Raw genomic sequence first — 25,222 nt, forward strand, 5'->3', positions numbered from 1 at the left:
GGAAGAGCTGCGCCCTCCCCTGTCTGGCCAGCGATTGTGCCGAAAACCGGCGTTCAGCGCGACAGGGGGGCGGGCGAGCCCCGCCCGCTCAGGCCGGCACCGGCTCCTCGATGCCATCCCCGACAAGACGCAGGCTGCGGTCCTGTGCATCGGAAACGAAGCAGGCATCCAGCACCCGCTGCAGCGCGACACCGCGGGCAAAGTCGGGCTGATCGTTGCGCCCGGTCCGGATGCCGTCGATGAAGCGACGGTAGATGCTGGGCGTATCCGGCGCCTCCACCGAGACCCAGCGGGCGGGATGCACGTCATCGCCGAGGCAGACCCGAACCCTGTCCCTGGCCTCGTCGAGCTCCACCCGCAGGGCACCGCGATCGCCATGCACGCTGAGACACAGTGAGTTGTGATGACCGGTCGCCCAGCGCGTCGCCTGGAGCGTGCCCAAGGCGCCCCCCTCGAATTCGACCCGCATCAGCGCGGTATCGTTGACGTCCAGGTCGTAATCGCCGATACGGTTGTCGGGCGCCTTGTCGAAGCACTTCAGTTGGCAGTTGACGGAAACGATGTCCCCAACCGGGAAACTCGCGAAGTCGACGATGTGCACCCCCACGTCGCCCAGCACGCCCTTGCTGCCATGCTTCTGCGAAAGCCGCCACAGCCACTTGCTGTCCTGGTCCCAGCGCCCCCAGGCATGGCTCACCAGCCAGCTCTGGCGATAGCTGGCGTCAACGTGCAGCACCCGGCCAATGGCGCCGGCCGCAATCAAGGTCCGGGCATGCTGTATCGCCGGAGCGTCGCGGTAGCTCAGGTTGACCATGTTGATCACGCCGGCCCGACGCGCCGCCACCTCCATCTCGCGTGCATCCGTCTCGTTGGTGGCCAGCGGCTTCTCGCAGAGCACATGCTTGCCGGCGGCAATCGCGGCGAGGGTGGTCGCCTTGTGCTCGCCATCGGGCGTGGCGTTGCTCACCGCCTGGATGTCCTCGCGAGCGAGCATCGCGGACAAGTCGCCATAGGCCGAAGCAATGCCGTGGCACTCCGCGAAGGCGCGCGCCCTGTCGCCATCCACGTCGCACACCGCCACGACCTCGACATCATCGAGCGCCTGGAAGTGCCGGGCGTGGCCGCTGGCCATCTTGCCGGCACCGATGATCGCCAGTCGAATCACCTGAACCCCTCCTCACCGGGTTTATGGAGACTTTCACCCTTGACTTCCACGGGATCGGGAGCCTGATCGGGCGGCACGTTGGGACAACGGTCGATCCAGCGCGAGCCCTCGGGGCGCGCCCACTTGGCGGCGTTGCGCAACACCTGGCGCACCTGGGCATTGTGGTAGATCGGGTAGGTCTCGTGCCCCGGGCGGAAATAGAAGATCTTGCCGTTGCCACGTCGGTACACAAGCCCGGAACGGAATACCTCACCGCCCTCGAAGGCACTGATGAAGATCACCTCGTCGGGGTTGGGTACCGCGAAGGGCTCGCCATACATCTCGGTATGCGGCAGCTCGATGTATTCACCGAGCCCCTGCACGATGGGATGGCCGGGGTTGACGACCCACAGTCGCTCGCGCTCTCCCGCCTCGCGCCACTTGAGCGAGCAGGTAGTGCCCATCAGGCGCTTGAAGATCTTAGAGTAATGAGCGGAGTGCAGTACCAACAGCCCCATACCCTGCAGCACCCGAGCCTGGACCCGGTCGACGATCTCGTCGCGCACCTTGCCATGCGCGGCATGCCCCCACCACACGAGGACGTCAGTACGATCGAGAAGCTCCTCGGTCAGGCCGTGCTCCGGCTCCTGCAGGGTAACCGAGCGAGCCTCGAGCTCCTCGTCCTCGTTGAGAGCCTCGGCAATGCAGTTGTGCATGCCATCCGGATAGAGGCGCGCCACCACGGCGTTGGTACGCTCGTGCACGTTCTCGCCCCAGACGGTGACCCGTATCGTCATCGTGCAGCTCCTTTTTTCGTTTGCCTTGCGGCGTTGGAAGGTACGCGTCGTAACGCGAATGGCACAAAAGTAAACGTTTACGTCATCCTCGTAAACGCTTACTTACTCAATCCTTGGTCTAATCGGTCGGGGTTTTTAATCGCGGGTAAGGGCGATGCTGATACCTCTGCCACCAGCCACAGTAGACGCGACTGCCGCCCGCCAGCGTTGCAAGCTGGTCAGGAGGAATCCGGCGCGCCGCGCCGCGGGCCGATGTCGCCGTGCGGATCGGCGACGCCCACCTCGCCCGGCGCACGGCCCTTGGCGTCACGCCGCTGGGAGTGGCCCTCCATCGACTCGGCGGTCTCCTGCAGGGGGTCGCCGGGCTGCCCCTCCATGCTGATACTGAGCCGCGGTACGCCGAGATCGATGTCCTGGGCTTCCATGCGCTGCTTGAGCAGCAGGTTGAAGGCACGCGCCACGTCCCACTGCATCACCGGCGCGGTGCGAAAGCGCATGCGCAGCACGGCGGCACCCTCGTCGAAGCGGTCGATGCCCTGCATCTCCAGCGGTGACCAGATGTGGTGGCGCATCACCGGGTCCTGGCGCAGCTCCTGGGCGGTCTCCTGCATCAGGGTGATCGCATCGTCGATCTTCATGGCATGAGGAATGCGGATGCGCATCAGCGCAATGCCGAAGTGGCGCGACATGTTGTGGATCGACTGGATGGCGCTGAAGGTGATGATATGCAGGATGCCGTCCAGATCGCGCAGGCGCACGGTGCGAAGGGTAAGGCTCTCGACGGTACCCATGTGACCGTTGATCTGCACGAAGTCGTCCACCGCCAGCGAATCCTCGACGAGGATGAAGATGCCGGTGATCAGGTCCTGGACCAGGGTCTGGGCGCCGAACCCCACGGCCAGGCCGATGACCCCTGCACCGGCCAGCAGCGGCGTGACGTTCACTCCCAGGTTGGCCAGCCCGACGATGGCGGCAATGATCACGATGGTGGCGAAGATCACGTTGCGGATCATCGGGGTGATGGTCTGGGCGCGAGCTTGGTTCACACGGCGCCCGCGCGAGCGGGCCGAGGACATTAGGGCGCGCTGGATGGCGGTATCGGCAAAAATCCACGCCAGCCAGGCGGCCAGTACCGTGAACCCCAGCGCCAGCAGTGCCTGGCCGATGCGTATCCCGGCCACGCCCTCCCGGCCCAGGCCGAACAGCGAGCCGCCCCATATCTGCAGCGACAGCTCGGCGAAGACGATCCAGGCCACCATGTGCGAGAGCGCATAGCCGAAGCGCTCCAGGCGACGACGGTACTCGCTGACCCGGCGCCGCTGGGTGCGCCGCTCATTGTGACGCTGGATCAGCCCGGTGATCACCAGCGCCAGCACCAGCAGCGCGGCCGAGATGATCGAGCGCGCCAGGGCCGTACCGACATCCCCCACGGTAAGGAAGATCGCCAGCAGCGACCCGATCACCATCAGTAGCGCCGGCACATGCCATAGCTCGCCGACAATGCGGGCCAGCTCCACGCTGCTGCCGCCATCACGCCGCATCGGCCAGGGGCGGTTGCGGATCATGTGCTTGATGGGACGCTTGAACTTGACGATGAAGCGTATGCTGAGCAGTGCCGCCAGTATATTGGCCAGTACCGAGCCCAGCGCCGCCAGTTCTACGCCCACGATGACGGTGAGCCGGTCGGAGTGCAGCGCATCGCCCAAGGCGATCAGGGCGCCGATCACGAAGAGCTTGCGCAACCCACGCTGCTGCAGGATCTGTACCGCCGTGAAACGATGTCCGCGAGTGAAGACCGAGACAACGCATTCCACGACGACCGATAGCGTGCGCCCGCACAAGGCCAGGTAGGCGAAGATCAATGCCAAAGTGCGGCCGGGGCTCGGCGGCAGCAATTGCACCACTCCCATGACCATGGCGAACGCCAGGGCCCACGGCAACATGCGCCGCAGGAAGTGTAGCGCCAGCAGCCAGGCGCGCGGTTCGCGCGGTAGATCGAGCGGCAGGCCGCGACGCACGAACAGCAACCTACCCAGAGCGATCAGCGTCACCAGCAGCACGGCCCAAATCGTCAACAGCACAGCACTTTCTATGGTGAAGCGAAGCAGTTGCCCCGGGCCTGTCTCGACCACCAGGTCGCTGAGATCGTCCCAGCCATGCTCCAGCTGGCGCTGCCAATTGTCGAGCGGCGACTCCCCCGCCTCAGCCTGTTCTCCCAACTCGGTGAAGGTATCCGCCAGCGCGCCAAGCAGTCCCTGGCGCTGCACACCGTCGCCAGCGTCGTCGTTCCCCGTTTGTACCGCCTGGATGTCGCGCAACTCGTCGAGCAGGGCATCGCGCCGTTCGTCGTCTTCGAGCGTGGCAATCACCTCGTCGAGGGATTGCTGGAAGGATTCGGCATCATTCGCCTCTCGTGCCGGTTCCTCCTGGCCCAACGCTCCGAGCGGCAGTCCCTGCGCCTGCAGGGCTCCCGCCTGCACCAGCAACGTCACCACCGCCAGCCAAGCGAATCTCCGCGCCACGGCGCCGAGGGGCGCACGACAAACGGCGAGGCCCACGCTGGCGAAAATGCGCACGCAGGCGAAAATAGGAAGACCGGCGAGGAAAGCGCCTCCTAGCATCGCAACATAGCTCCTGTTCCATTCGTCATGCACCCGTGACAGCGGTCGAACGGCGCCGGGTTCCTGCCGGACCTCCGCCGCACTGTGCTAGGCTGGCGATCAGACTCTCGAGTCGCACAGGATGCCTTCATGCTGCCTCAATCACCACCCGAGCCGCTGAATGTCCAGGGTAGGACACGCCGGGTCGGCGTCGAAATCGAATTCGCCGGCCTGCCACCGCAGCAGACCGGCGAGCTGGTTTGCGACCTGTTCGGTGGCGAACTCCAGCCGATCAGCCCTCATCGCTATCGCGTGGCGGGCACGCGCTGGGGGGATTTCACCATCGAGCTGGATACCCAATATGCGCATCCCGATGCCAGGCTCCAGGGAATACCCCCGCGACACGATACCGAGTGGGAACGACAGCGCCACCAGATGCGCCTGGAGTTCCACAACAAGACACGTGAGCTGATCGGCGACGTGGTGACCGGCCTGGTGCCGACGGAGATTGTCAGCCCTCCGGTGCCCTGGGACGAGCTGGGAGAACTCGACGCCCTGTTCGCCGCCCTCTACGCTCACGGCGCCAAGGGTACCGATGCCAGCCTGCTCTATGGCTTCGGCCTGCATCTCAATCCCGAAGCCGCGCGTCTCGATATCGAGTATCTGCTGGCGCAGTTTCGTGCCTACCTGCTGCTCGCCCCCTGGCTGCGCCGGGAGATCGATATCGACATCACCCGCGAGGTGTTGCCCCACGCCAATCCTTTCCCCAAGCACTACGCGCTCAAGGTGCTCGACCCCGACTATGCGCCGGACCTGGATGGCCTGATCGCCGACTACCTCGAGTTCAATCCCACCCGGAACCGGGAGCTCGATTTCTATCCGCTGTTCGCCCATCTGCGCCCGGATTACCCGGACCCGCTGTTTAGCGACAACCTGATCAAGCCCCGGCCGACCTTTCACTATCGCCTGCCCAATGCCCAGCTATCCCAACGAGGCTGGGGAGCCGTGGTGGAGTGGAATCGCTGGGTGGCCGTGGAGCGGCTGGCCGCCGACCGCAAGGAGCTGCGCGAGCGCGCCGCCCGTTATGTCAACCACCATACCCGTTCGCCCCTGGCCCGTATGGTCGGTAGGCTACGCGACTGGATCAAGGAGGTCCGCCCGCACTCATGACACGTCCCGTGATCGGTATCACCACGTCGGATTACAAGAGTCGCATTGCCTGGTGGTTCGACTGGTTCGCCGTATGGCGACACGGAGGACGTCCTCTTCGCCTGTCGCCCTCACGTCCCCTGCCCGAGGCTCTGGACGGCTTGATCATCGGTGGCGGCGACGACATCCAGGCCCACCTCTACGGCGGCGAGGTGCAGCTCGACGTACGCCTCGATCCCCAGCGCGACGAGCTGGAACTCGAACTCATGGAGCGTTTCATTCCTCAAGGCAAGCCGGTACTGGGCATCTGCCGTGGTGCCCAGTTGCTCAACGTGCACCTGGGCGGCACGCTCGACCCCGATATCTACACCACCCACGAGGGACTCAAGCGACGCCGCACCGTCCTGCCCCGCAAGACGGTGGATATCGTCCCCGATAGCCAGCTCCACCGTATCCTCAAGGTGAGCTGGTGTCGCATCAACAGCCTGCATCATCAGGCCGTACAGGAAGCGGGTCGCGATATTGCGATCGTCGCCCGCGATCGCGACGGACTGGTGCAGGGCATCGAGTCGCGCCAGCACGACTTCTTGATCGGCGTGCAATGGCACCCGGAGTGGTTGATCTTCAACCGTCCCCAGCAGCGTCTGGTTCACGCCCTGGTCGATGCGGCTCGCCGTGGCATGGCATGAACGTATGACGGCCACCGCTGGGGTGGCCGTCGATCACGTCGGCTGCGAGTAGCGCCGATCAGTTGTCCAGCGAAGCGTCGAGGGTGATCTCGGCCTTGAACAGCTTGGAGACAGGGCATCCCTCCTTGGCCTTGTCAGCGGCCCCCTGGAACGCGGACGCGTCCGCCCCGGGGCTGCGCACGCGCGTCTTCAAATGCACGGCGGTGATGGTGAACCCACCGTCGTCCTGGTCGAGCGTGACGGTGGCCTGAGTCTCGATGCGCTCGGGGGTCATGCCGGCCTCGCCCATGATCATCGATAGCGCCATGGAATAGCAGCTGGCATGGGCCGCCCCGATCAGTTCCTCCGGGTTGGAGCCCGGCTGGCCCTCGAAGCGCTTGCCGAAGCTATAGGGCACGTCATCGAGCGCCCCGCTCTCGGTCGAGACCTGACCGTTCCCTTCTTTCAGGCTACCCTGCCAGACAGCGCTACCGCTCTTCTTGATGCTCATGTCGACTCCTCGCGATGATGGAAACGGACCAATGCGACGACACACGGTGCCGTCGCCACTCCTCACCATAGCGCATCGACTTGTCTTCGCCATCCTTGATTTGCATAATTGTGAAAATATTTTCCAAAAAAGGCATCCCATGGCTTCGACAACTTCGCCCCGCGTGACCCTGCCTGCCACCGCCTACGAGCCCGCCGTCGAACTGCCGGCCGTCGGTCAAGGTACCTGGTACATGGGCGAGGGCCTCGCCCCCCGGCGCGATGAGGTACAAGCCCTGCAGCATGGCCTGGAGCTGGGCCTGACGCTGATCGATACCGCCGAGATGTATGCTGACGGTGGCGCCGAGGAGGTGGTCGGCGAGGCGCTTGCGGGTCGCCGCGACCGGGCCTTCCTCGTCTCCAAAGTCTATCCGTGGAACGCCGGCCGCGACAGCGCCATTGAAGCCTGCGAACGCAGCCTGAATCGGCTCGGCACCGACCATCTCGACCTCTACCTTCTCCATTGGCCGGGCAACGTCCCGCTTGAGGAAACGCTCGAAGCCTTCGAGCGCCTGCGTGAGCAGGGCAAGATCCGCCGCTACGGGGTATCCAATTTCGATGTCGACGACCTCGAAGCGCTGGCTGCACTGCCCGGAGGCGACGCTTGCGCGGTGAACCAGGTGCTCTACCACCTGGGCTCGCGGGGTATCGAGTATGCCCTGCGCCCGATGATGCGCCGCCTGGCCATGCCGGTGATGGCCTACTGCCCGCTGGCCCAGGCCGGACAGTTGCGCCGGGACCTGTTCGACCATCCGGCGGTGCGGGAGCTGGCGGACGAACTCGGCATCACGCCTGCCCAGCTGCTGCTGGCCTGGGCCATCCGACCTGTCGAGGGCCGGAGAGACGTCATTGCCATTCCCAAGGCGGTACAGCCGACCCATGTCGAGCAGAACGCCGGGGCGCTCGAGGTCAGGCTCGACGGCGACGCCCTGGCCCGGCTCGACGAGGCCTTTCCGACACCGAACCGTAAGGTGCCCCTCGATATCGTCTAGGCGGAGAGGCGCTGCATTCGCCGACGTTTCAGCCGGGGTTCGCCTGTCCGCTCTGCTCGCGCAGGCTCGCCAGTTCGGCGGCCAGCCGCTCGGTGCCGAGCCGGCGCATCGCCTCGATGTTGCGCTCGGGAATCGCTTCCGGATTGGGATAGTGCACCAGCGCCCGCTCGATCCCGGCCTCACGCAGCAGATGCAGCATCGGCCAGGGCGAACGATTGGTGAAATTGGCGGGATCGTTCTCTTCGGTGCCCTCGAAGCCGTAGTCGGGGTGGAAGCTGGCCAGCTGGTAGGTTCCCTCGTAGCCCTGCTCGACCAGCAGCGCTTCGGCCACCGCGAGAAAGTCGAGGTAGTCGTCGAAGGCTTCTAGCCCCGGGTGCAGCACGATCAGAGTGGTCTCGATGGCGGGCGTGGCGTCGAGCCGGCGGCATTCGTCGACAAGCGCCTCCAGGGCGGGCTCCCAGCGCTGCGCTACCACTTCGACGAAGCGAACGGTGTCGTTCACCAGCTCGCGACGGGCGAAAGGGCAGACGTTGCGCGCGACGACGAAGCGCTCGACCCAGGCACGGGTGGCGGCACAGGCGGGCGTCGGGATATCGGACATGGCAAGGACTCGCGATCGAAAGCCGTCATGGTCCAGCGCGACGACAGGAATTGCAAAGCCTTTGGCTCAATCCGCCGGACGCGGCATCGCCCCTCGGCGTGAGGCCAGACGATCCGCCAATCGAGTCGGCTCGGGGAGCTTGGTGCGTCCCAGGCAGCGTCCCACCCAATCGAGCGACGTCTCGAGGCTGATGCGATGGCCCAGCGAGACGAACACCGGCTTGACGCCGACCCGCGTGCGCATCACCACACCGATCACTTCGCCGCGGTGACGCAGCGGCGTCCACTCGCCGCGAGCCTCGGGCACCTCGTCGTGCACGCCGCACAGCCGGGACTTGGCCACGCCGATAGTGGGAAGGTCGAGCCATAGCCCCAGGTGCGAGGCCACACCGAGACGTCGCGGGTGGGCAATGCCCTGGCCGTCGACCATTACCAGCTCGGGCCGCGTCGTGAGTTTGTCGAAGGCCGCCAGTGCCGCCGGAATCTCGCGAAAGGAGAGTAGCCCGGGAATGTAGGGCATGCGGGTCGGCTCGCGATGTACGACGTGCTCCACCAGCTCGAGCCCCACCTGTGGATCGCCGGGCCAGGCCAGTATCACTACCGCCGCCCGGGTGATGGTCCCTTCCTCTTCGAAGCCGATATCGACTCCGGCGATGTGGCTCACCGGCTCGAGCCGGTCTTCGCGCTCAATCCGCGTCGCCATTCGCTTCTGCAGGGCGATGGCCTGTTCCGGGTTGAGGTTCCAGTCGTGCAGCGTCTCGATGGGCATCCCTGACCTCCTGTCTCATCCTCGGGCTTCGCGTAGACTATCGCCTCAGGGTAGACGGACACCATAGCCGCAAGGGGTACGATGAAGCTCATTCACACCGCCGACTGGCACCTTGGCCAGACCTTCCACGGCCAGGAGCGCCATGCCGAGCACAAGGCCTTCCTCGCTTGGTTGCTCGAGACTCTCGTCGCCCGCGAGGCCGACGCGCTATTGGTGGCCGGCGACGTCTTCGATGTGGTCAACCCCTCGCTGCGCGCCCAGGAACTGCTCTACGACTTCATCGTCACCGCCCACGAGCGCCTGCCGGCGTTGGACGTCGTGTTGATCGCCGGCAACCACGACAGCGGCAACCGCATCGAGCTACCCGCCCCGCTGATGCGCCGCCTGCGCACCCATGCCCTGGGCCGGGTGAGCTGGCTCGAAGACGGCAACCTCGACGCCGAGCGCCTGCTGGTGCCGCTCACCGACGCCCGCGGCGAAACCCGCGCCTGGTGCCTGGCACTGCCCTTCCTGCGCCCCGCCGAGGTGACCGGTGTCGGTCGTGTCCGCCCCGACGACGACGAGGACAACGATCGCAACGACTACGTGGCCGGCATCACCCGCGTACATGAACGGCTGATCGAGGCCGCCCGCGCACGGCGAGAGCCCGGCCAGGCGCTGGTGGCCATGAGCCACGCCCACCTGCGCGGCGCCACCGTCTCCGAAGCCAGCGAACGCCCCATTGTCATCGGCGGCGAGGAGTCGATCTCCGCCGGACTCTTCCCCACCGATATCGCCTATGTGGCACTGGGACACCTGCATCGCGCCCAGCAGGTGGGCGAAACGCGCATCCGCTACAGCGGGAGCCCCTTGCCGCTGGATTTCAGCGAGGTCGCCTACCCCCACCAGGTCGTCGAAGCGGTGCTGGAGGGCGAAGCTCTCGCCGGCGTGGAGGCGATCCCCGTGCCGCGCCCGGTGGCCATGCATCGCATCGGCCCGGGCGATCTCGATACGGTCCTGGCCGAGCTGGAAGCATTGGAAGCCGACCCCAGCCTGCCCAGGGAGCGCTGGCCCTGGCTCGAGGTACGCGTCTCGCTCAGCGCCCCGGTGCCCGACCTGCGCGCCCGGGTAGAAGCAGCGTTCGAGGGCCACGCTCTGCGCCTGCTGCGTCTGGAGCGCCGCCTGCCCCGGGTCGACGGCGAGAGCGCACCGGAGCGTATCGACCTGGAGCAGCTGGGCCCGAGAAAGCTGTTCGCCCTCACCTGGGAGGCCCGCTGGGGCGAGCCGCCCGCCGACGACGTGATGACCGACTTCGACCGGCTGCTGCAGGAGGTACTCGACCGGCCCGAGGAGGAAGGCGCATGAAGATTCTCGCCCTGCGCCTGGAGAACCTGGCTTCCTTGCCCGGCCCGCTGGAGCTCGACTTCAGCGCCCCACCCCTGCGCGATGCGGGCCTCTTCGCCATCACCGGCCCCACCGGCGCCGGCAAGAGCACCCTGCTCGACGCCCTGTGCCTGGCGCTGTTCGGCAACACGCCACGGCTGCGCCAGGCGCCGGTGCGCGATGCACACCTGCCCGACGTGGAGGGCGAGACGGTGAGCACCGCCGACCCGCGGACCCTGCTGCGCCGCGGCACCGCCAGCGGCCATGCCGAGGTCGACTTCCTGGGCCGCGACGGCCGCCGCTACCAGGCCCGCTGGTCCGTACGCCGCGCCAGGGAGAAAGCCGCTGGGCGCCTGCAGGCCGTGGAGCAATCGCTGCGCGACCTCGATGACGACCGCCTGCTCACCGCCCAAAAACGCGAATTCGACCGCCTGCTGCCGGAGCGCCTGGGGCTCACCTTCGACCAGTTCACCCGCGCCGTGCTGCTGGCCCAGAGTGAGTTCGCCGCCTTCCTCAAGGCCGACGACAACGAGCGCAGCGACCTGCTGGAACGCCTGACCGGCACCGCCGAGTACTCGCGTATCTCCATCGCCGCCTACCGACGCGCCAGCGAAGCCAGGAAGCGTGTCGACGCGCTTGAAACCAGGCTAGCCGACGACCTTCCGGCCGAGCCCGAGTCACGCGCCGCACTGGAGCGCAGTGCCGACGCCGCCGAACGCGAGCTGACCGACCTTCAGCAACAGGCCAAGCATCTCGAGGCCCGCCGGCAGTGGCATGCTATTGACGAGCGGCTGCGCCAGGCCCACGACGAGGGCCGGCGACAGCTAAGCGATGCCGAAGCCCACTGGCACGCGCTCGCCGGCGCACGGGCCGATCGCGAATGCCGCCGCGTGCTGGCCCCCCAGCGCCACCACTTGCTGCGCCAGGCCGCGCTGCCCGACGAGCTAGCCGCGCTGGACGCGACCCACGCCGAGACGAGAAAGGCACTGGATGCCGCCGGGGCTACTCAGCGAGGCGCCAAGAGCGCGCGCGATGAGGCCGCACGGCAGTTGGACCAGGCCACCCGTGCCCGTCAGCAGGCCGAACCCGCTTTGCGCCAGGCGCGCGAGCACGCCCAGGCACTCGCCACCCTGGAGCGTCAGCTCGCCGAGCTCGAGGCGCAGCGACACGACTGCCGCCAACAGGAAGCGCGACTGGCCGAGCAGCGCCGAGAAGCCGACGCCAGCCAACGCGAGCACAGGCAGCGGCGCGAACAGTGGCAAGCCACCCTGTGCCAGCTGATGGGCAGCCACGAACGGCTCGACACCGCGCGCCAGGCGACCCAGCAGGTCCATGACCGGGCCGCCCGTCGGAGCCTGGCCCTGGGCGAACTGGCCAGTGCCTGGCAGGAGGCCTGCCGCGCCGAACAGGCCCAGCGGCAGCTGGCCAATCGGCTGGTTGAAGACGAAGCGCGCCAGGCCGAGCTAACCGCCCAGGGCAAGGCCGCCCGGAAGCGGCTCGACGAGCGGGAGCGTCACTATCGCACCCTGCACAACTTCATCGAACGCAGCCGCGCCGCCCGCAGCGAGAGCGTGGCGAAGCTGCGCGAAGGGTTGCAGGAGGGCGAGCCCTGCCCGGTGTGCGGCGGGCTCGATCACCCTTGGCGCCACCGGCCGCCAGAAACGCCCGAGGCGACCCAGTTGGCCGCCCAGCAGCGGCAGGAAGAGGAGCAGTTGGCCGAGGCCCGGCAAGCCTGGGAGCAGGCCCAGCGGGAGCGCGACGATCTCGAAGGCGAGTACCGTACCGTGCTGGCGGCGATCGTCCGTTGTCGTCAGGAAGGTCAGGCGGCCGCTGCGCGCCTGGCCCAGGCGCGGCATGCCCTGGCCGAGCATGCGCTATATACCGAGTTCACCGCCATCGACGCCGCCGAACGCGATGCCTGGTTGATGCACCAGCGCCAGCAGAGCGACGCCGAGCGGGAACAGGGCGAGCAAGCCCTGCAGGCACTGGCCCGCGCCGAAGCCGAGCTGGCACCGCTGGAGGAAGCCCTGCGTCAGGGCGAGCTCGGCCTCGCCCAGCTCGATGCCAGGCGAGCCACCCTCGAGGCGGAACTGGCCAAGCTGGACGAGCGGCTCCCTTCCCTGCGCCGGCAGCGCGACGAACTGGCCGACACGCTCAAGACCCTGCTCGGCGGGCATGCCACGGTCGATGCCTGGCAGCAGGCGCTGGAGGCGCGCCAGGAGACCGCCCGCCGACAGCGCGACCAGGCCATCGAGCGCTGCCATGGCGCCGAGCGCGAGCAGGCGCGCCTGAACCAGCAGGAGCGCCACGAGGCGGAACGCATTGAAGCGCTGACCAAGGAGCGCGCCTCGCTGGACAAGGCGTTGCACGAGTGGCGCGAGGCGCATCCGCAGCTCGACGATGCCACCCTGGCCCGGCTGCTGGCCGAGCCCGAGGAAGAAGCCCGCCGCCAGGAGCGCGAACTGGCCGAGGCCGACGAAGCCCGCCAGCGCTGTGAGGCGAGCCTTGCCGAGCGGCGCCATGCTCTGGTCGAGCATCGCCGCGAGCAGGCGTTGACCGAAGGCGCCGGAAGTGACGACGCGCTCCTGAGCGAAGTCGTCGAGGCGGAGATCGCCGGACGCCGTGAAGCGCTTGACGCCGAGCGGCAGGCCCTCGAACCCAGGCTGGCGGAAGCCCAGCAGGTGCGCGACGATGCCGTCCACACCCTTCGCGACGACGATCGCCGGCGTGCACGCCAGCAGGAAGGCCAGGCCGAGCTGGAAGCAGCCCGTGCCGAGCTGGTGCGCTGGGGGCGTATCGGCGAGCTGATCGGCTCCGCCGACGGCAAGGCGTTTCGCCGCATCGCCCAAGCCTACAACCTGGAGCAGTTGCTGGAGCATGCCAACGCCCACCTGGGCAATCTCAGCCGGCGCTATCGTCTTGCCCGCGGCGGCAGCGAGCTCGGCCTGCTCGTAGTGGATCACGACATGGGCGACGAGCGCCGCTCGGTGCATTCGCTCTCGGGCGGCGAGACCTTCCTCGTCTCGCTGGCGCTGGCCCTGGGGCTCGCCTCCATGGCCTCGGGCGAGCTCACCATCGAGTCGCTGTTCATCGACGAAGGATTCGGCAGCCTCGACCCGCAGTCGCTGGCACTCGCCATGGAAGCGCTCGACGGCCTGCAGGCGCTGGGCCGCCGCGTCGGCGTGATCTCCCACGTGCAGGAGATGCATGAACGCATCCCGGTACAGATTCAGGTGGAACCGCTGGGCAACGGCACGAGCCGGACGAGGTTGGTCAGCCTTTGACGTCTCGTCGCCCTTCATGGCCCATTGCGCCGGCCCATCCCGTGCGCCATCTTCTACAGGGCAGCATTCCAAACGTGAGGGTCTTCCATGAAGTACCTCTGTCTCGCCTATGAGGAAGAGCGAATATTCAGCGAAATGACGGAAGCCCAGTGGCATGAGCTACTACAGGAAACCCTGGATTATGTGGCCGACCTGCAGAGACGAGGCAAGCTGGTCCTGACCAACGCCTTGCAGAGCGCCACCAAGGCTCACACTCTGAGAATTCGTGATGACGAACTCACCATGACCGATGGGCCCTTTGCCGAGACCAAGGAGCAGCTAGGCGGCTTCTTTCTGATCGAGGTCGCGTCAGAAGAGGAGGCCCTGAAGATTGCTGCCGGCTGGCCGTCAGCGCGACTTGGCACCATCGAGGTGAGGCCCGTCGAGGAGGAATTGAGACCCGAAAGCCGCTACTGAGCGGGGTATCCTCCCTCCCCTATCTCGACGGCCACCAGCATCGGCTCTACGCTTCCCGCCGTTCAGCCAACATGGTGGTCAGAGGGCTTTGTTACGGTGACAGGGCAAACAAATTTCGCCAAGCCCGTTGCGCTCTGGAGGTCGACAATAAACTTTGATGCAAGAAATGTGCGAAAGAATTCCGGTACAGATCCTGGTCGAGCCGCTGGGCAACGGCACCAGCCGGGCGTGGTTGGTGAGTGTCTAGCAGCCCGAAAGACGTCGATAGGCGATCTGCCTCAGCTATTCTGCATGATTCAAGAGTCTTTGAAGGGAGGCGTCATGCAGGCTTTTGCATTGCACGGCATGCGTTACCTGGGCCTGACACTGCTGTTGGGGCTGTTGGGGCTGGCGGGTCAGGCATTCGCAGCCGAAGTGAACTGGCCGCGCATGACCGAGTCGGCAGACGGTGTTCCGATTGCCTATGAGGTGCAAGGCAACGGCGAGCCCACGCTCGTGTTCATCCACGGCTGGAGCTGCGACGGGCGCTACTGGCGCGGACAGGTGCCGCACTTCTCGCAGCAGCATCGGGTGGTAACGATCGATCTCGCCGGTCACGGACATTCCGGCCTGGAGCGCGAAGACTTCACCATGCCGGCCTTCGGCGAGGACGTGAAGGCGGTGCTGGAGGACCTGGAAGTGGAACAGGCCATCCTCATCGGGCACTCCATGGGTGGGTCGGTCGCCGTGGAAGCGGCGCGCCTGATGCCGGAACGCGTCATCGGCATCGTGGGCGTCGATACCTTCCACCATGTCGCACCGCAAATGACCCAGTCCGATCTCGAGCAAATGCTGGCACCAATGCAGGAAAATTTTACCGATGCCGCACACCATTTCACGGCTACGATGTTCGTCGAAGAGACCGATGCCACGCTACGCGATTGGGTCATACAGGACATGGCAGCCGCTGTACCAGACGTCGCCCTCAGTGCATTCCAGGACATGGGAACACGCCACATCGATGGGGAAGCGGCGCAGCACTTCCAAGAACTGACCGTGCCGGTAGTCACCATCAACGCCGACCTGTGGCCGACCGACATCGAAGCCAACCGGCAGTTGCTGCCCGAATTCGACGCCGTGATCATGGAAGGCACCGACCACTTCCTACACATGGCCAATCCAGATGCCTTCAACCGAGAGCTGGAACGGATGATCGGTACGCCGCCATGACAGTTGGAGCGCCAGGTAACGCCTGGCGCCACTTTTCCCTTTAGGAAAAAGTAAAATGGAAGCCATCAGCTATACCACCGCTCGCATCCACCTGGCCAAGACCATGCAGCAGGTCTGCGATGATCATGCCCCGATGATCATTACTCGCAGCAAGGCCGACTCCGTAGTGATGATGTCGCTGGAGGACTACGAAGCCCTTCAGGAAACTGCCTACCTGCTGTGCTCACAGAAAAATGCGCGGCGCCTGCTCAAACCATCGCTCAGTTGGAGGATGACAAGGGCCAGGAGCGGGAGCTCATCGAGGAATGAGACTGACCTTCTCCGAGCACACCTGGGAGGAATACCTCTACTGGCAGAAGAGCGACAAGAAAGTGCTTCGCCGCATCAACCAGCTCATCAAGGAGATCCAGCGCGCGCCCTTCGAGGGAATCGGTAAGCCGGAACCGCTCAAGCACGGCCTGGCAGGGTACTGGTCACGTCGCATCAACGACGAGCACCGTATCGTCTACAAAGTCACAGAGGATGCGCTGTTGATTGCGCAGCTGCGGTATCACTACTGACCTCAGTATTCCGACGCTTGAGGTGACCAGGCATCCTCTCGGCTCCGCCAGGGCCGGAAAGTCGGGGTAATCCGAGATATTCAGGAGATGCGCTAACGCATGCCTCTACAGATCAAGGTTGTCCAGGTGGAAATGGCGCCTGTCGGGCGAAGTTGGTGAGTGTATGAAAAGCATGCAGGCGCTCAATGTTAATAGTCCCAATCATCATGAGCCAGCGGAGCACTGTTGAGTTCATCCCGACGCACACGCCAATCGGGTAGCAACCGGTCGATCAGAGACCGGAATCGCTCCGTATGGTGACGCTCCAGCAAATGCACCATCTCGTGCACCAGGATATATTCCAGGCAGCGCGGTGGTTTCTTGATCAGTTCGAGGTTTAGCCAGATCCGTCGGGCCTCGATATTGCAGCTACCCCAGCGGGTCTTCATCCGCTTGATACGGCACTCGGCCACCCGCTCGCCGACCACCGGCTCCCAGGTAGCGAGTAGCTCAGGCAGAAGCTGCCGCATTTGTTGCCGGTACCAGCGCTCTAGCACACAACGGCGGCCCTCGATACCGGTACCCGGGGAAACCTGTAACTCCAACCAGCCATTGCGAGTCTGATGCACCTCTGCCCGCCCCGGCGCCTCGATCACATCGAGTCGATAGCGTCGCCCCCGAAAATAGTGGCTTTCGCCGGAGACCATTTCACGCTGCGACTCACGCGGCTGGTCGTTGAAGGCCTGCTGCTGACGGCGAATCCAGGATAGTCGGGAGACGAGGGCCAGCCGCACGGCGTCATCGTCCAGTCGCTCGGGCGCCGCGACCCGCACTCGGCCATCGGGGGGATAGACCCCCACATGCAGGTTCTTGATCGCCTTGCGGTGGATCTCCACCGGGATGCCGCTGACTTCGATCCAGTGACGCTCAATACCCATGCTGGGCCTTCACCAGTTCCAGCACCGCATCTACATCGTGGGCACCTGACGCACGGACTTCGCTTTCCAGTACGGCCCGTATGGCGTTTCGCACCTCACGCTCCTTGAACGTGTTATTGCGCCAGTCAGCCTTCTTGACCGCACAAATCCGCTCATCCAGACGAATCGCGAGCATCGTGTCCTGGCCCAGGTTGTCGTACAGGGATTGCAACGCTGGTGTATCAATACCTGCTGGGTAGCTTGCTACCGGCTCCTGGCGTCCTGCCTGACGGGCAAGCGCCACGATCTTCGCGAGATATTCCTGATACTCGATAGCCTCCTGACGGCGTTGCTTGATCAGCGCATCCAGCAGTTCGGACATGTACTCATAGTACTTCGGATTGACCGCCATCTCATCGATGATCAGCCGCCGGACATTGTTCTCGATGGTCTCAGCCATGGCTTCCTTGTCATCTGCCATGGCATCCGGCAATGCCTTGACCGCATCCTCGCCCCGCTCGATGATCAGCTCGACCAAAGTCATGTCGTCGAAGGCGGAGAGCTTTTCGGCATCATCGGCACGTATGTAGGTATCCAGCAGGTGGCGCATCGCCGGCTCATAGAGCTTCATGTCGATATAGTCGCCGCTGGCCAACTTCACCTCTTCGCGCACCTTCTCGAAATGAACCACTTCATCCCGGATACGGACAACCTCTGCTTCGGTATATCCCGCTTGAATCATCTCGTTGGCCAGATTGGCGTATGCACGCAGTAAGGCGCCCACCTGTTTATACAGCGCCATACGCCTGGGTTCGTTGTCCTTTTGCACCTCAGGGGCATCGCTGGATCCAACGAAGTAACGCCGGTAGGCCGCGCTATCCTGAGGGCGCTCCACGCCCTCGCATAGGGCCTTGACCGCCTCGCGCGTCTCTTCCAGACGTTCACGAGCCTTGGTCAGCCGGTCTTCTAGCAGCCCCTCGACGTCTTCGGTATCGAAGGCTTCGAAAGCCCCACCGGTATAGTCCTGGATCGACTGCTCCAGCGACTTGAACAGATCCTTGTAGTCGATGACATAGCCTACCTCCTTGTCCTCGGTATGTAGCCGATTGACGCGACAAATGGCCTGAAACAGGGCATGGTCCTGCATCTTCTTGTCGATGTAGAGGTAGGTAGCCGGTGGAGCGTCAAAACCGGTCAGAAGCTTGTCGACCACGATCAGCAGCTTCATCTGCCCTGGCTCATCGATGAAGCGCTTCTTCACTTGCTGCTCGAACTTTTCCACCTTGGTGACCGCCGTCTCTGCCGGCTCATCGAAGTGTTGGGCCAGCATCTGCCGGTAGATTTCGTACTGGTGCAGCTTCTCAGTCTCACCCTCAGTGGCTTCCCCCTTGATATCCGCAGTGGATGGCACATAAGAGGTCACAATGGCGCATTTCCCCTTCAGCTCGGTCTGCTGGAACATCTCGAACAACCGGCAAGCCGAGTAGATGCTACCCGCCACCAGCATGGCATTGCCGTGGCCGCTCATCAGCCGATCCCGGGTCGCCATATCCCAGAGGATGTCGGCGACGATCTTCTCCAGGCGATCACGCGAGCTGAGCACCTTCTGCAGCGTGCCCCAGCGCTTCTTGAGCTGGGCCCGGGCGTAGTCATTGAGCCCCTTCGTCTTGAGCTCGAACCACTCGTCGATCCGCTTCTGATTGGTCAGGTGCTGGTCGATGTCCCGTGCCTCGTAGCGCAGGTCCAGCACCACCTTGTCTTCCACCGCCTCGTCATACTTATAGGTATGGATATAGCGGCCGAAGACCTCGATGCTCTTGCGCTTGTCCTTCTTCAGCAGTGGCGTGCCGGTAAAGCCGATCAGCACCGACTCGGGCAGTATCGCCTTCATCGCTTCGTGCAGCTTGCCGGACTGGGTCCGGTGGCACTCGTCAACGAACACAAACAGATTACCCTGGACCCGAAAGCCCTTAGGCAGATGACGGTGAATATCCTGAACAAAACCCGCCACGTCGCCTTCCTCGGCGGTACCGAACTTATGGATCAGCGAACCGATCAGCCACTCCTCGCCGCTGCCCAGCACACGGATCAGATCGGCGCCGCTGCGAGTGCGGTGTATGTGCTCGTCCACACCCTTGAACACCTTCTCTATTTGCTCATCCAACTCGGTGCGGTCGGTAATCACCAGTACCCGGGCATCACGGACATTCTCGCGGATCCACTTGGCTAGCCACACCATGGACAACGACTTACCGCTGCCCTGGGTGTGCCAGAGAATACCGCCCTCGCGTCGATGAATGTGCTTCTGCGCTGCCCGCACGCCGAAATACTGGTTGTGGCGACAGGCCTTTTTGATGCCGGCATCGAAGACAATGAAATCATGGATCATTTCCAGCAAACGCGGCTTTGCGCATACCCAGCCAAGCTGGTAAGTCAGCTTCGAACCGGAACCATCGTCCCAGGGGGCAAGAAATTTCGGATCAACGGGAGTTTGAGGGGTCCAATCCGGAGTCTGCTCTTGCCATTCGAGCCAATACTTCTCCGGCGTTTCGATCACGCCGTAGCGCAACCCTTCACTAGGGTTGCCTGCCATCACCAGTTGGTTGGTGGCGAAAAAAGGGCGGATGAACTCTCGCTTCTGGTTGTCCAGGTTCTGACGGATGCCCTGGGCCACCGAGACAGTGGAGCGCTTGAGTTCCAGCACGCCCAAGGCGATGCCATTCACGTAGAGCACTATATCCGGGCGCTTGGTGTTCGCTCCGGCCACCGTGACCTCCTCTGCCACGGCAAAGTCGTTATGCTCCGGATGTGCCCAGTCGATCAACCAGATAGTCACCGACTGCATATCCACAGTCGGTTTGACCTTAACCCCGTAGCGCAGCAGACCGTAGACGGCCCGGTTGGCGTCATACAGCGTTTTGCTGCCGCTTACCGCCGCCGCCAAGTCGAGTTCGCGCAGCGCCTTGCCGATCAGATTGTCATCGTAACCACGGCGGGATAGCCAGTCACGCAGCAGATCCTCTTCCACGCATCGGTTGCCTCCGCGATCTTTCCAGTCGCCCAGGTAGCGGTAGCCCAGGCTCCGCTGGAAAAAATTCACGACCTGCTGCTGGCTAAGACGTTCGCGCTCCCCGACCTTCGTCATTCCCCTCTCCTTCCCCTTCATTATTGTATCTTCGCCCGGCTCGCCAAAGCAGTGGCGGTGTTCTCGCAGCGCCAGCACGGGAAATAGCGCAACGCTGAATCTAGTCCCTTTATCGACCCATCTGTCTAATGCTTAAGGACTGCAGTTTCAGTTCAATTAATGGCAATAGTGATTATTACCCGTCACCTCCTACTGATTGAGCACGGGCATTCTGCAAGGCCTTCAGCGTGCGACCTGCCTCGTCCTTCCAGGCAATCCGTCCGTTCGCTGCCCCACCGACCAGTACGCCAGCCGCGGTAGAAGGCGAGTTGAAACGGTAGTCCTGCGTGAATACCAGCGCATCACCATCCACGCGAAGCACTTGGCGCTCAAGAAGCTGCACACGCAGATCATGCATATAGTCGTGGATGGAGGCGACTTCCGTGGCACGCGCACGGGAACCCTCGAACACGACGAAACCATCGCCCACTTCACGCCCGGTAGCCTTCGCGCCGCGCTCTTCCAGATAGAGGGTTTCATCCAGAAGCGCCTCTCCCACTGCTCCTTCCCGGGCCTGCCCAGCTGCGGCCTCAAAGGCATCGATTCCCAACAGAGGAAAAATCACCAACATCTCCTGTAGAAACCACTCAGCATCGGCTCTGTCCGGTTCCGATAAGGGCGGTGATGCCGGGCTAGTACCATTCTCGAGGCTCCACTGATTGGCCGCCTTCGCCAGTTCCAACAGGCGAGCCTCAAGATACCGTACATGTGCCTTGTTCAATCCCTCATTGGTGCTGGTGAAGGCGACGAAGCGGGTCCAGAAGTCTTTGCCCGCCACATGTTGGCGCAATCGATCGCGAAGGACGTCCGCCTCGCCCACATAAAGACGCGATGTCCCCTCTTCTGCCGGGCCCGTCAGTACATAAACCCCGGGCTGCCCCAGCTCATCCCGCGACAAGGCTTGACTCAGCTGCGCCCGCCCGGCCACTACGGCACGACCGGTCCAGTTGGATTTCTCGACGATCCGCAGTCCCTCCGGTACGCCATCGGCGAGAAAGATACGAATGGAAGTGGGACGGGCTTGCGATTGCATCATAAGGCGGCCTCCGGCCGCACCAGCCGCACCCGTCCGGTAAGAAGCTGCTGCATCATGCCCTGCTTGATCTGGCGAGCCTTATCACGACGGCGCTCCAGGGCCTCAATCTCGGCGTCCATATCGGAGAGGGCATTGGCAATGGCAACTTGTTCGTCAGTTGGAGGCAAAGAGATTTCGATCTCAGCAATATGCTTCCTGTTTGTAGCAAGTACCTTGGTGCCGGCAGCCAAGCGTTTTAGCATTTTCGAGAAGGCTGGACAGAACTGAAGATAGCCCTTGAACCCATCTGCCAGGACATCCTTGTTAAACCTCGCGGCCACCGTATGCAGTCCGGCCACGATCCCTTCTGCGGGAACCTGTCTAATTTCAACAGACTTCCCGACCCCGTCTAGGTCTTCCGATGCATCAACAAGAATAAGATCGCCGACTTGCAGACGGTCCAATCGGCTCACCTTATTCTTTGATATTCTTGGCAGGTCGGCAATGCCAGTGCCCAAGCCTGGAGCGGAAAGTCCATGGATATCACCATAGTGAAGGTAGGCAACACCCGCGCCTTGACTTAGTTCCGCCCGAGAATTCGCACCCGTTTTTAGGAACATCACATGATCCCCCAGCCGCTTACTCTCCCAGTCTCCGGTAAAGCCCGGCAGGCGGGCCTGGCCGGTAAGGAGTTGCTGCATAGCAGCCTGCTTGATAGCGCGCTTCTTGGCGATCAAGAGGTCGAGGGAATCGATCAGCGCGTCGACATCTGACAAGGCGGTGGCGATGGCATGCCTTTCTGAAAGAGATGGGAGCTGAATCTGCAACCGAGAAAGTGCACCTTGGTTGAGGTTCGTCATAGTTGATCCGACAGAGCCATCTTCAATAGCATCAATTACACGTTTGGTTGTAAGAATCCGCTGAATGAAAACTGAATTTGCCCTATCTGAGCAACGAATAATCAGAGATCCAGTTCCACATAGCCAGCCGGCCTGGTCCTCATGAACCACTGCACAGCGCCCCATATCGCCGCGCCGTCCAATCACGATATCGTCAGGCCTCATACGATAGGAAGCCAGTCGACGAGCTGCTTCTTCCGAAATGGACGTTTTCGGGTCAGGTAAAAGTTGGCCATCGGTGATATGCATCGGATTTATAAGAGGTACTCCACCTTCAATATAGTCCGACTTATGTAATGCAGTACCGAATGGCCCAGTCCTGAATTTGGCCAATTGGTCTAGCTTGGTAACACTCCAATCCTTCGGAATCACTCCTACCTCGGTCCGCTTGTACCCCGGCGGCACATCGTCCTGTGCCGCCGGGGCAACCACCGGTAGATAGCCCTGAGGGGCTTCACGCACGGCGAAGTCTTCCATGGCCTCGCTATGCTCAGACATCGGCACACACCCCCATTGTCTCAAGGTGACCCGTGACCTTGCGGGTCAGCGCTTCCACCTCACGTTCAATGGAAGGCAACGGTTCGGCGTAACGTTCCTCCAGTTCGCGTACGCGGCCGGCGAGACGGTTGGTGATACGTTCCACCTCGGCTTCGATGGCGGCGCGGATGTCGGCCAGCCACTTATCATCCACGACAAGCCACTTGATCTCGTACTCGGTCAGCTCACCGTAACGGGCCAGTACGGCCTGGTTGAGTTCGGCCTCGGCGTCCTTGGCCGCCTTCTTGGCGCTGGCCTCGGCGTCCAGGAGTTTCTGGCAGCGCCGGAGGACTACGATCTCTTCATCGCTGTCGGGCTCCCCCTTGAGGGCCTTGAGACGTTTGGGAATCTCGGTCTTGGTGACCTTGCCTTTGTCGTTCTTGACCTCGCTGAGCGGGTCTTCCTCGCCATCTTGCTCCTCAATGAATTCCTCCAACTCGCGGGTGGCAGCCTCAGACTCGGCCTGTAGCCGTTCCAGTTGCGCCTGTTCTTCGGCGAAATAGCGGGCGATCACCAACGTTGGCGGGACCAGGTCAAGCTTGTATTTCCTGGCCTTCTTGCCATTGCCGATCACCAGGTCCGGCTCTTCCTTGATCTTGCGTTCCTTGTTCTCGATCACGCCACGAGGCCTGGCCGCTTCCTGCCACCCTTCGGCAGCGATGAGATAAACATCGTCCTGCATGACGCCGGCCCAGTAGTCCATCAGACGCTGGTAGACGGCGTAGCGGTCCAGCAGGGGCACCGAGGCGAAGCGCTCGAGCAGGTCCTCGGAGAGTTCATGAATCACCTGACGGGGCTGAATGCCAGCAGTTAACCCCATCAGTAGTGACCAGTGGGCCGACTGCCAACTCTCGATGATTAAATTTACGCGTCCAGCGAAGGCCTGGAAATCGGGGTGAGTCAGCACCGTGGGCTTGACTTGCTGTGTCTCGACCTTTGCTTCCAGGTAACCTGGCCGCCCACTATCCTGGAACAGTGCCTCGCGTAAATCAGGCAGCACGGACCAATAGGGCTGAAGGGCATCCACATCGCGCTGCGGAATGCCGCCGTTGAGATGCGCGTCCAGGTCATGCAGATCCTCGCGCTCGCCGGCATCGATATAGCGCGGGATATTGAGGTTGTAGCCATTGGACTCAGAGGCGATCTCGTTCAGCGATACCAGGCGAGAATAGCCAGGCACTTCCTTCTGGTGGTTGAACACATCGACGATCTTGTGGATATCACGCGAGCGCAGGCGGTTCTTGTTGCCGTCCTTCACGTACTCGCGGCTGGCATCCACCATGAAGATTCCACGACGTGCCTGTGCATGCTCCTTGTCGATAATCAGTATGCAGGCCGGAATACCGGTACCGTAGAAGAGGTTGGCCGGCAGGCCGATAACGCCCTTGATCAGGCCCCGCTTAACGAGGTTGCGGCGAATGTCCGCCTCTTTGTTACCGCGGAACAGCACGCCGTGGGGGAGGATGATGGCCCCTTTGCCGGTGGACTTCAGCGACTTGATCATGTGGAGCAGGAAAGCGTAGTCGCCATTCTTGGCCGGAGGGATACCGTACTCGAAGCGACCGAACTCGTCATGTTCGGGGTCCAGACCGTTGCTCCAGGACTTGGCAGAAAACGGTGGATTGGCAACGGCATAGTCGAAGGTCTTGAGCCCCCCGTAATTGTCAGCCCCTCCTCCAATGGGGTTTCCTTCTCCATCCCGAAAAAAAGATTTGGGCTGAGGGCCTGCATTATTTTTGAAATAGGGGCTAGACAGTGTATTGCCACGCCATATCTCAGCGGTGGGATAGTCGTGGAGGATCATGTTCATCTTTGCCAACGCCCAGGTGGCAATGTCATTCTCCTGGCCGTAGATGCTCATGCCATCGGGCGCCTCATAGGCGGCGCGCAGCAGTAGCGAGCCGGAACCGCAGGTCGGATCATAGATGGTTTCGTCAGGGCGGGTGCTCGGCCCGATACCCACCACCTGGGCGATCACCCGCGAGACCTCTCCCGGCGTGTAGAACTGCCCCTTGCTCTTGCCCGACTCGGTGGCGAAGTGACGCATCAGGTATTCGTAGGCGTCACCCAAAAGGTCGTCGCCATCGGCCCGGTTGGCGCCTAGATCGAGCTGATCGAAAATCGCTACCAGCTTGGAGAGTCGATCCTGCATGTCCTTGCCGGAGCCAAGCCGGGTCTCATCGTTGAAGTCGGCCTGATCGATGACGCCCTTGAGGTCATTGGCCTCGGCCAGCCGGCGAATGATCATGTTGATCTTGTCGCCGATCTCCTTGTCGCCTTTCAGGGCAACCATGTCGGCAAAGCTACCGCCCTCGGGCACTTCAATCAGAGAGTCCTTCTTGTCACTGACATACTTCATGAACAGCAGGGTCAGTACATAATCCTTGTACTGGGAAGCGTCCATGCCACCACGAAGTTCATCGCATGACTGCCAGAGAGAGCTGTAAAGCTGGGATTTCTTCAGTGCCATTGATATTCCTAAACGCTGATACAGTGCTTGCCGTTTTCAGGCTTGTACCGTGCACCGTGGTGATAATATCTTGTCCGTACCC

At 63.1% G+C, this 25,222-nt stretch carries 19 protein-coding genes and 1 pseudogene; 9 read left to right on the plus strand and 11 right to left on the minus strand.

From position 1 onward, the window contains the following. Positions 1-88 precede the first annotated feature (88 nt). The 3 genes from CYJ07_RS05110 to CYJ07_RS05120 all read right to left on the minus strand — a co-directional run bounded on the left by CYJ07_RS05110 (position 89) and on the right by CYJ07_RS05120 (position 4,562). Positions 89-1,165, minus strand: coding sequence for a Gfo/Idh/MocA family protein (locus CYJ07_RS05110; protein WP_104202597.1), 1,077 nt, complete (start codon positions 1,163-1,165; stop codon positions 89-91). Continuing rightward, complete coding sequence (locus tag CYJ07_RS05115; RefSeq protein WP_104202598.1) at positions 1,162-1,941, minus strand: ThuA domain-containing protein; 780 nt, start codon at positions 1,939-1,941, stop codon at positions 1,162-1,164. Before CYJ07_RS05115 ends, CYJ07_RS05110 begins: the two co-directional genes overlap by 4 nt. A 218-nt stretch (positions 1,942-2,159) precedes the next feature. After that, positions 2,160-4,562: a mechanosensitive ion channel family protein gene (locus CYJ07_RS05120; RefSeq protein ID WP_104202599.1), complete on the minus strand. Its 2,403-nt coding sequence runs from the start codon at positions 4,560-4,562 to the stop codon at positions 2,160-2,162. 129 nt (positions 4,563-4,691) lie between these two features. Here CYJ07_RS05120 and CYJ07_RS05125 point away from each other — a divergent pair, with 129 nt between their 5' ends. Together CYJ07_RS05125 and CYJ07_RS05130 are read left to right on the plus strand one after the other, a co-directional pair. Next, positions 4,692-5,711 (plus strand): amidoligase family protein, encoded by a 1,020-nt coding sequence (locus tag CYJ07_RS05125; RefSeq protein WP_104202600.1) that lies wholly within the window; start codon positions 4,692-4,694, stop codon positions 5,709-5,711. Further along, on the plus strand, positions 5,708-6,379 hold the full coding sequence (locus tag CYJ07_RS05130) for a gamma-glutamyl-gamma-aminobutyrate hydrolase family protein (protein ID WP_104202601.1): 672 nt from the start codon (positions 5,708-5,710) through the stop codon (positions 6,377-6,379). Before CYJ07_RS05125 ends, CYJ07_RS05130 begins: the two co-directional genes overlap by 4 nt. A 58-nt stretch (positions 6,380-6,437) precedes the next feature. Here CYJ07_RS05130 and CYJ07_RS05135 read toward each other — a convergent pair whose 3' ends face one another. Beyond that, complete coding sequence (locus CYJ07_RS05135) at positions 6,438-6,869, minus strand: OsmC family protein (RefSeq protein WP_104202602.1); 432 nt, start codon at positions 6,867-6,869, stop codon at positions 6,438-6,440. 139 nt (positions 6,870-7,008) lie between these two features. Here CYJ07_RS05135 and CYJ07_RS05140 point away from each other — a divergent pair, with 139 nt between their 5' ends. Further along, positions 7,009-7,899, plus strand: a complete 891-nt coding sequence (locus CYJ07_RS05140) for an aldo/keto reductase (RefSeq protein WP_104202603.1) — start codon at positions 7,009-7,011, stop codon at positions 7,897-7,899. 28 nt (positions 7,900-7,927) lie between these two features. On the opposite strand, the gene CYJ07_RS05145 is transcribed toward CYJ07_RS05140, so the two are convergent. After that, the gene (locus CYJ07_RS05145) at positions 7,928-8,500 is read right to left on the minus strand and encodes a DUF1415 domain-containing protein (protein WP_104202604.1); all 573 of its coding nucleotides are present in this window, start codon (positions 8,498-8,500) and stop codon (positions 7,928-7,930) included. 66 nt (positions 8,501-8,566) lie between these two features. Beyond that, positions 8,567-9,268: a deoxyribonuclease V gene (nfi, locus tag CYJ07_RS05150; RefSeq protein WP_104202605.1), complete on the minus strand. Its 702-nt coding sequence runs from the start codon at positions 9,266-9,268 to the stop codon at positions 8,567-8,569. Between the two features lie 81 nt (positions 9,269-9,349). Between nfi and CYJ07_RS05155 the strand changes: the two genes are divergently transcribed. From CYJ07_RS05155 to CYJ07_RS05180, 6 genes and pseudogenes are all read left to right on the plus strand, one after another. After that, positions 9,350-10,612: an exonuclease SbcCD subunit D gene (locus CYJ07_RS05155; RefSeq protein ID WP_104202606.1), complete on the plus strand. Its 1,263-nt coding sequence runs from the start codon at positions 9,350-9,352 to the stop codon at positions 10,610-10,612. After that, positions 10,609-13,914 (plus strand): AAA family ATPase, encoded by a 3,306-nt coding sequence (locus CYJ07_RS05160; protein ID WP_104202607.1) that lies wholly within the window; start codon positions 10,609-10,611, stop codon positions 13,912-13,914. The genes CYJ07_RS05155 and CYJ07_RS05160 overlap by 4 nt, the downstream gene beginning before the upstream one ends. Positions 13,915-14,001: 87 nt before the next feature. Then, positions 14,002-14,370, plus strand: a complete 369-nt coding sequence (locus CYJ07_RS05165) for a YciI family protein (RefSeq protein ID WP_104202608.1) — start codon at positions 14,002-14,004, stop codon at positions 14,368-14,370. Positions 14,371-14,691: 321 nt separating this feature from the next. Next, positions 14,692-15,579, plus strand: a complete 888-nt coding sequence (locus CYJ07_RS05170) for an alpha/beta fold hydrolase (RefSeq protein WP_197038258.1) — start codon at positions 14,692-14,694, stop codon at positions 15,577-15,579. A 103-nt stretch (positions 15,580-15,682) separates the two neighbouring features. After that, positions 15,683-15,772: pseudogene (locus CYJ07_RS20940) on the plus strand (type II toxin-antitoxin system Phd/YefM family antitoxin); the annotation flags it as partial. Positions 15,773-15,884: 112 nt separating this feature from the next. Then, positions 15,885-16,139 carry a Txe/YoeB family addiction module toxin gene (locus CYJ07_RS05180; protein ID WP_104202610.1) on the plus strand — a complete coding sequence of 85 codons (255 nt, stop codon included), beginning with the start codon at positions 15,885-15,887 and terminating at the stop codon, positions 16,137-16,139. A 188-nt stretch (positions 16,140-16,327) separates the two neighbouring features. On the opposite strand, the gene CYJ07_RS05185 is transcribed toward CYJ07_RS05180, so the two are convergent. From CYJ07_RS05185 to CYJ07_RS05205, 5 genes are all read right to left on the minus strand, one after another. Beyond that, positions 16,328-17,056: a M48 family metallopeptidase gene (locus CYJ07_RS05185; protein ID WP_104202611.1), complete on the minus strand. Its 729-nt coding sequence runs from the start codon at positions 17,054-17,056 to the stop codon at positions 16,328-16,330. After that, a complete protein-coding gene (locus tag CYJ07_RS05190) occupies positions 17,046-20,180 on the minus strand; it encodes a type I restriction endonuclease subunit R (RefSeq protein WP_104202612.1) in 3,135 nt (1,044 codons plus the stop codon). Before CYJ07_RS05190 ends, CYJ07_RS05185 begins: the two co-directional genes overlap by 11 nt. A gap of 175 nt (positions 20,181-20,355) precedes the next feature. After that, complete coding sequence (locus CYJ07_RS05195) at positions 20,356-21,255, minus strand: GIY-YIG nuclease family protein (RefSeq protein WP_104202613.1); 900 nt, start codon at positions 21,253-21,255, stop codon at positions 20,356-20,358. Then, entirely contained in the window at positions 21,252-22,631 is a 1,380-nt protein-coding gene (locus CYJ07_RS05200) for a restriction endonuclease subunit S (RefSeq protein ID WP_104202614.1), read from the minus strand. Before CYJ07_RS05200 ends, CYJ07_RS05195 begins: the two co-directional genes overlap by 4 nt. Continuing rightward, complete coding sequence (locus CYJ07_RS05205) at positions 22,624-25,140, minus strand: type I restriction-modification system subunit M (protein WP_104202615.1); 2,517 nt, start codon at positions 25,138-25,140, stop codon at positions 22,624-22,626. The genes CYJ07_RS05200 and CYJ07_RS05205 overlap by 8 nt, the downstream gene beginning before the upstream one ends. Between the last annotated feature and the right edge of the window lie 82 nt (positions 25,141-25,222).

Source organism: Billgrantia saliphila, from assembly GCF_002930105.1.
GTDB lineage: Bacteria > Pseudomonadota > Gammaproteobacteria > Pseudomonadales > Halomonadaceae > Halomonas > Halomonas saliphila.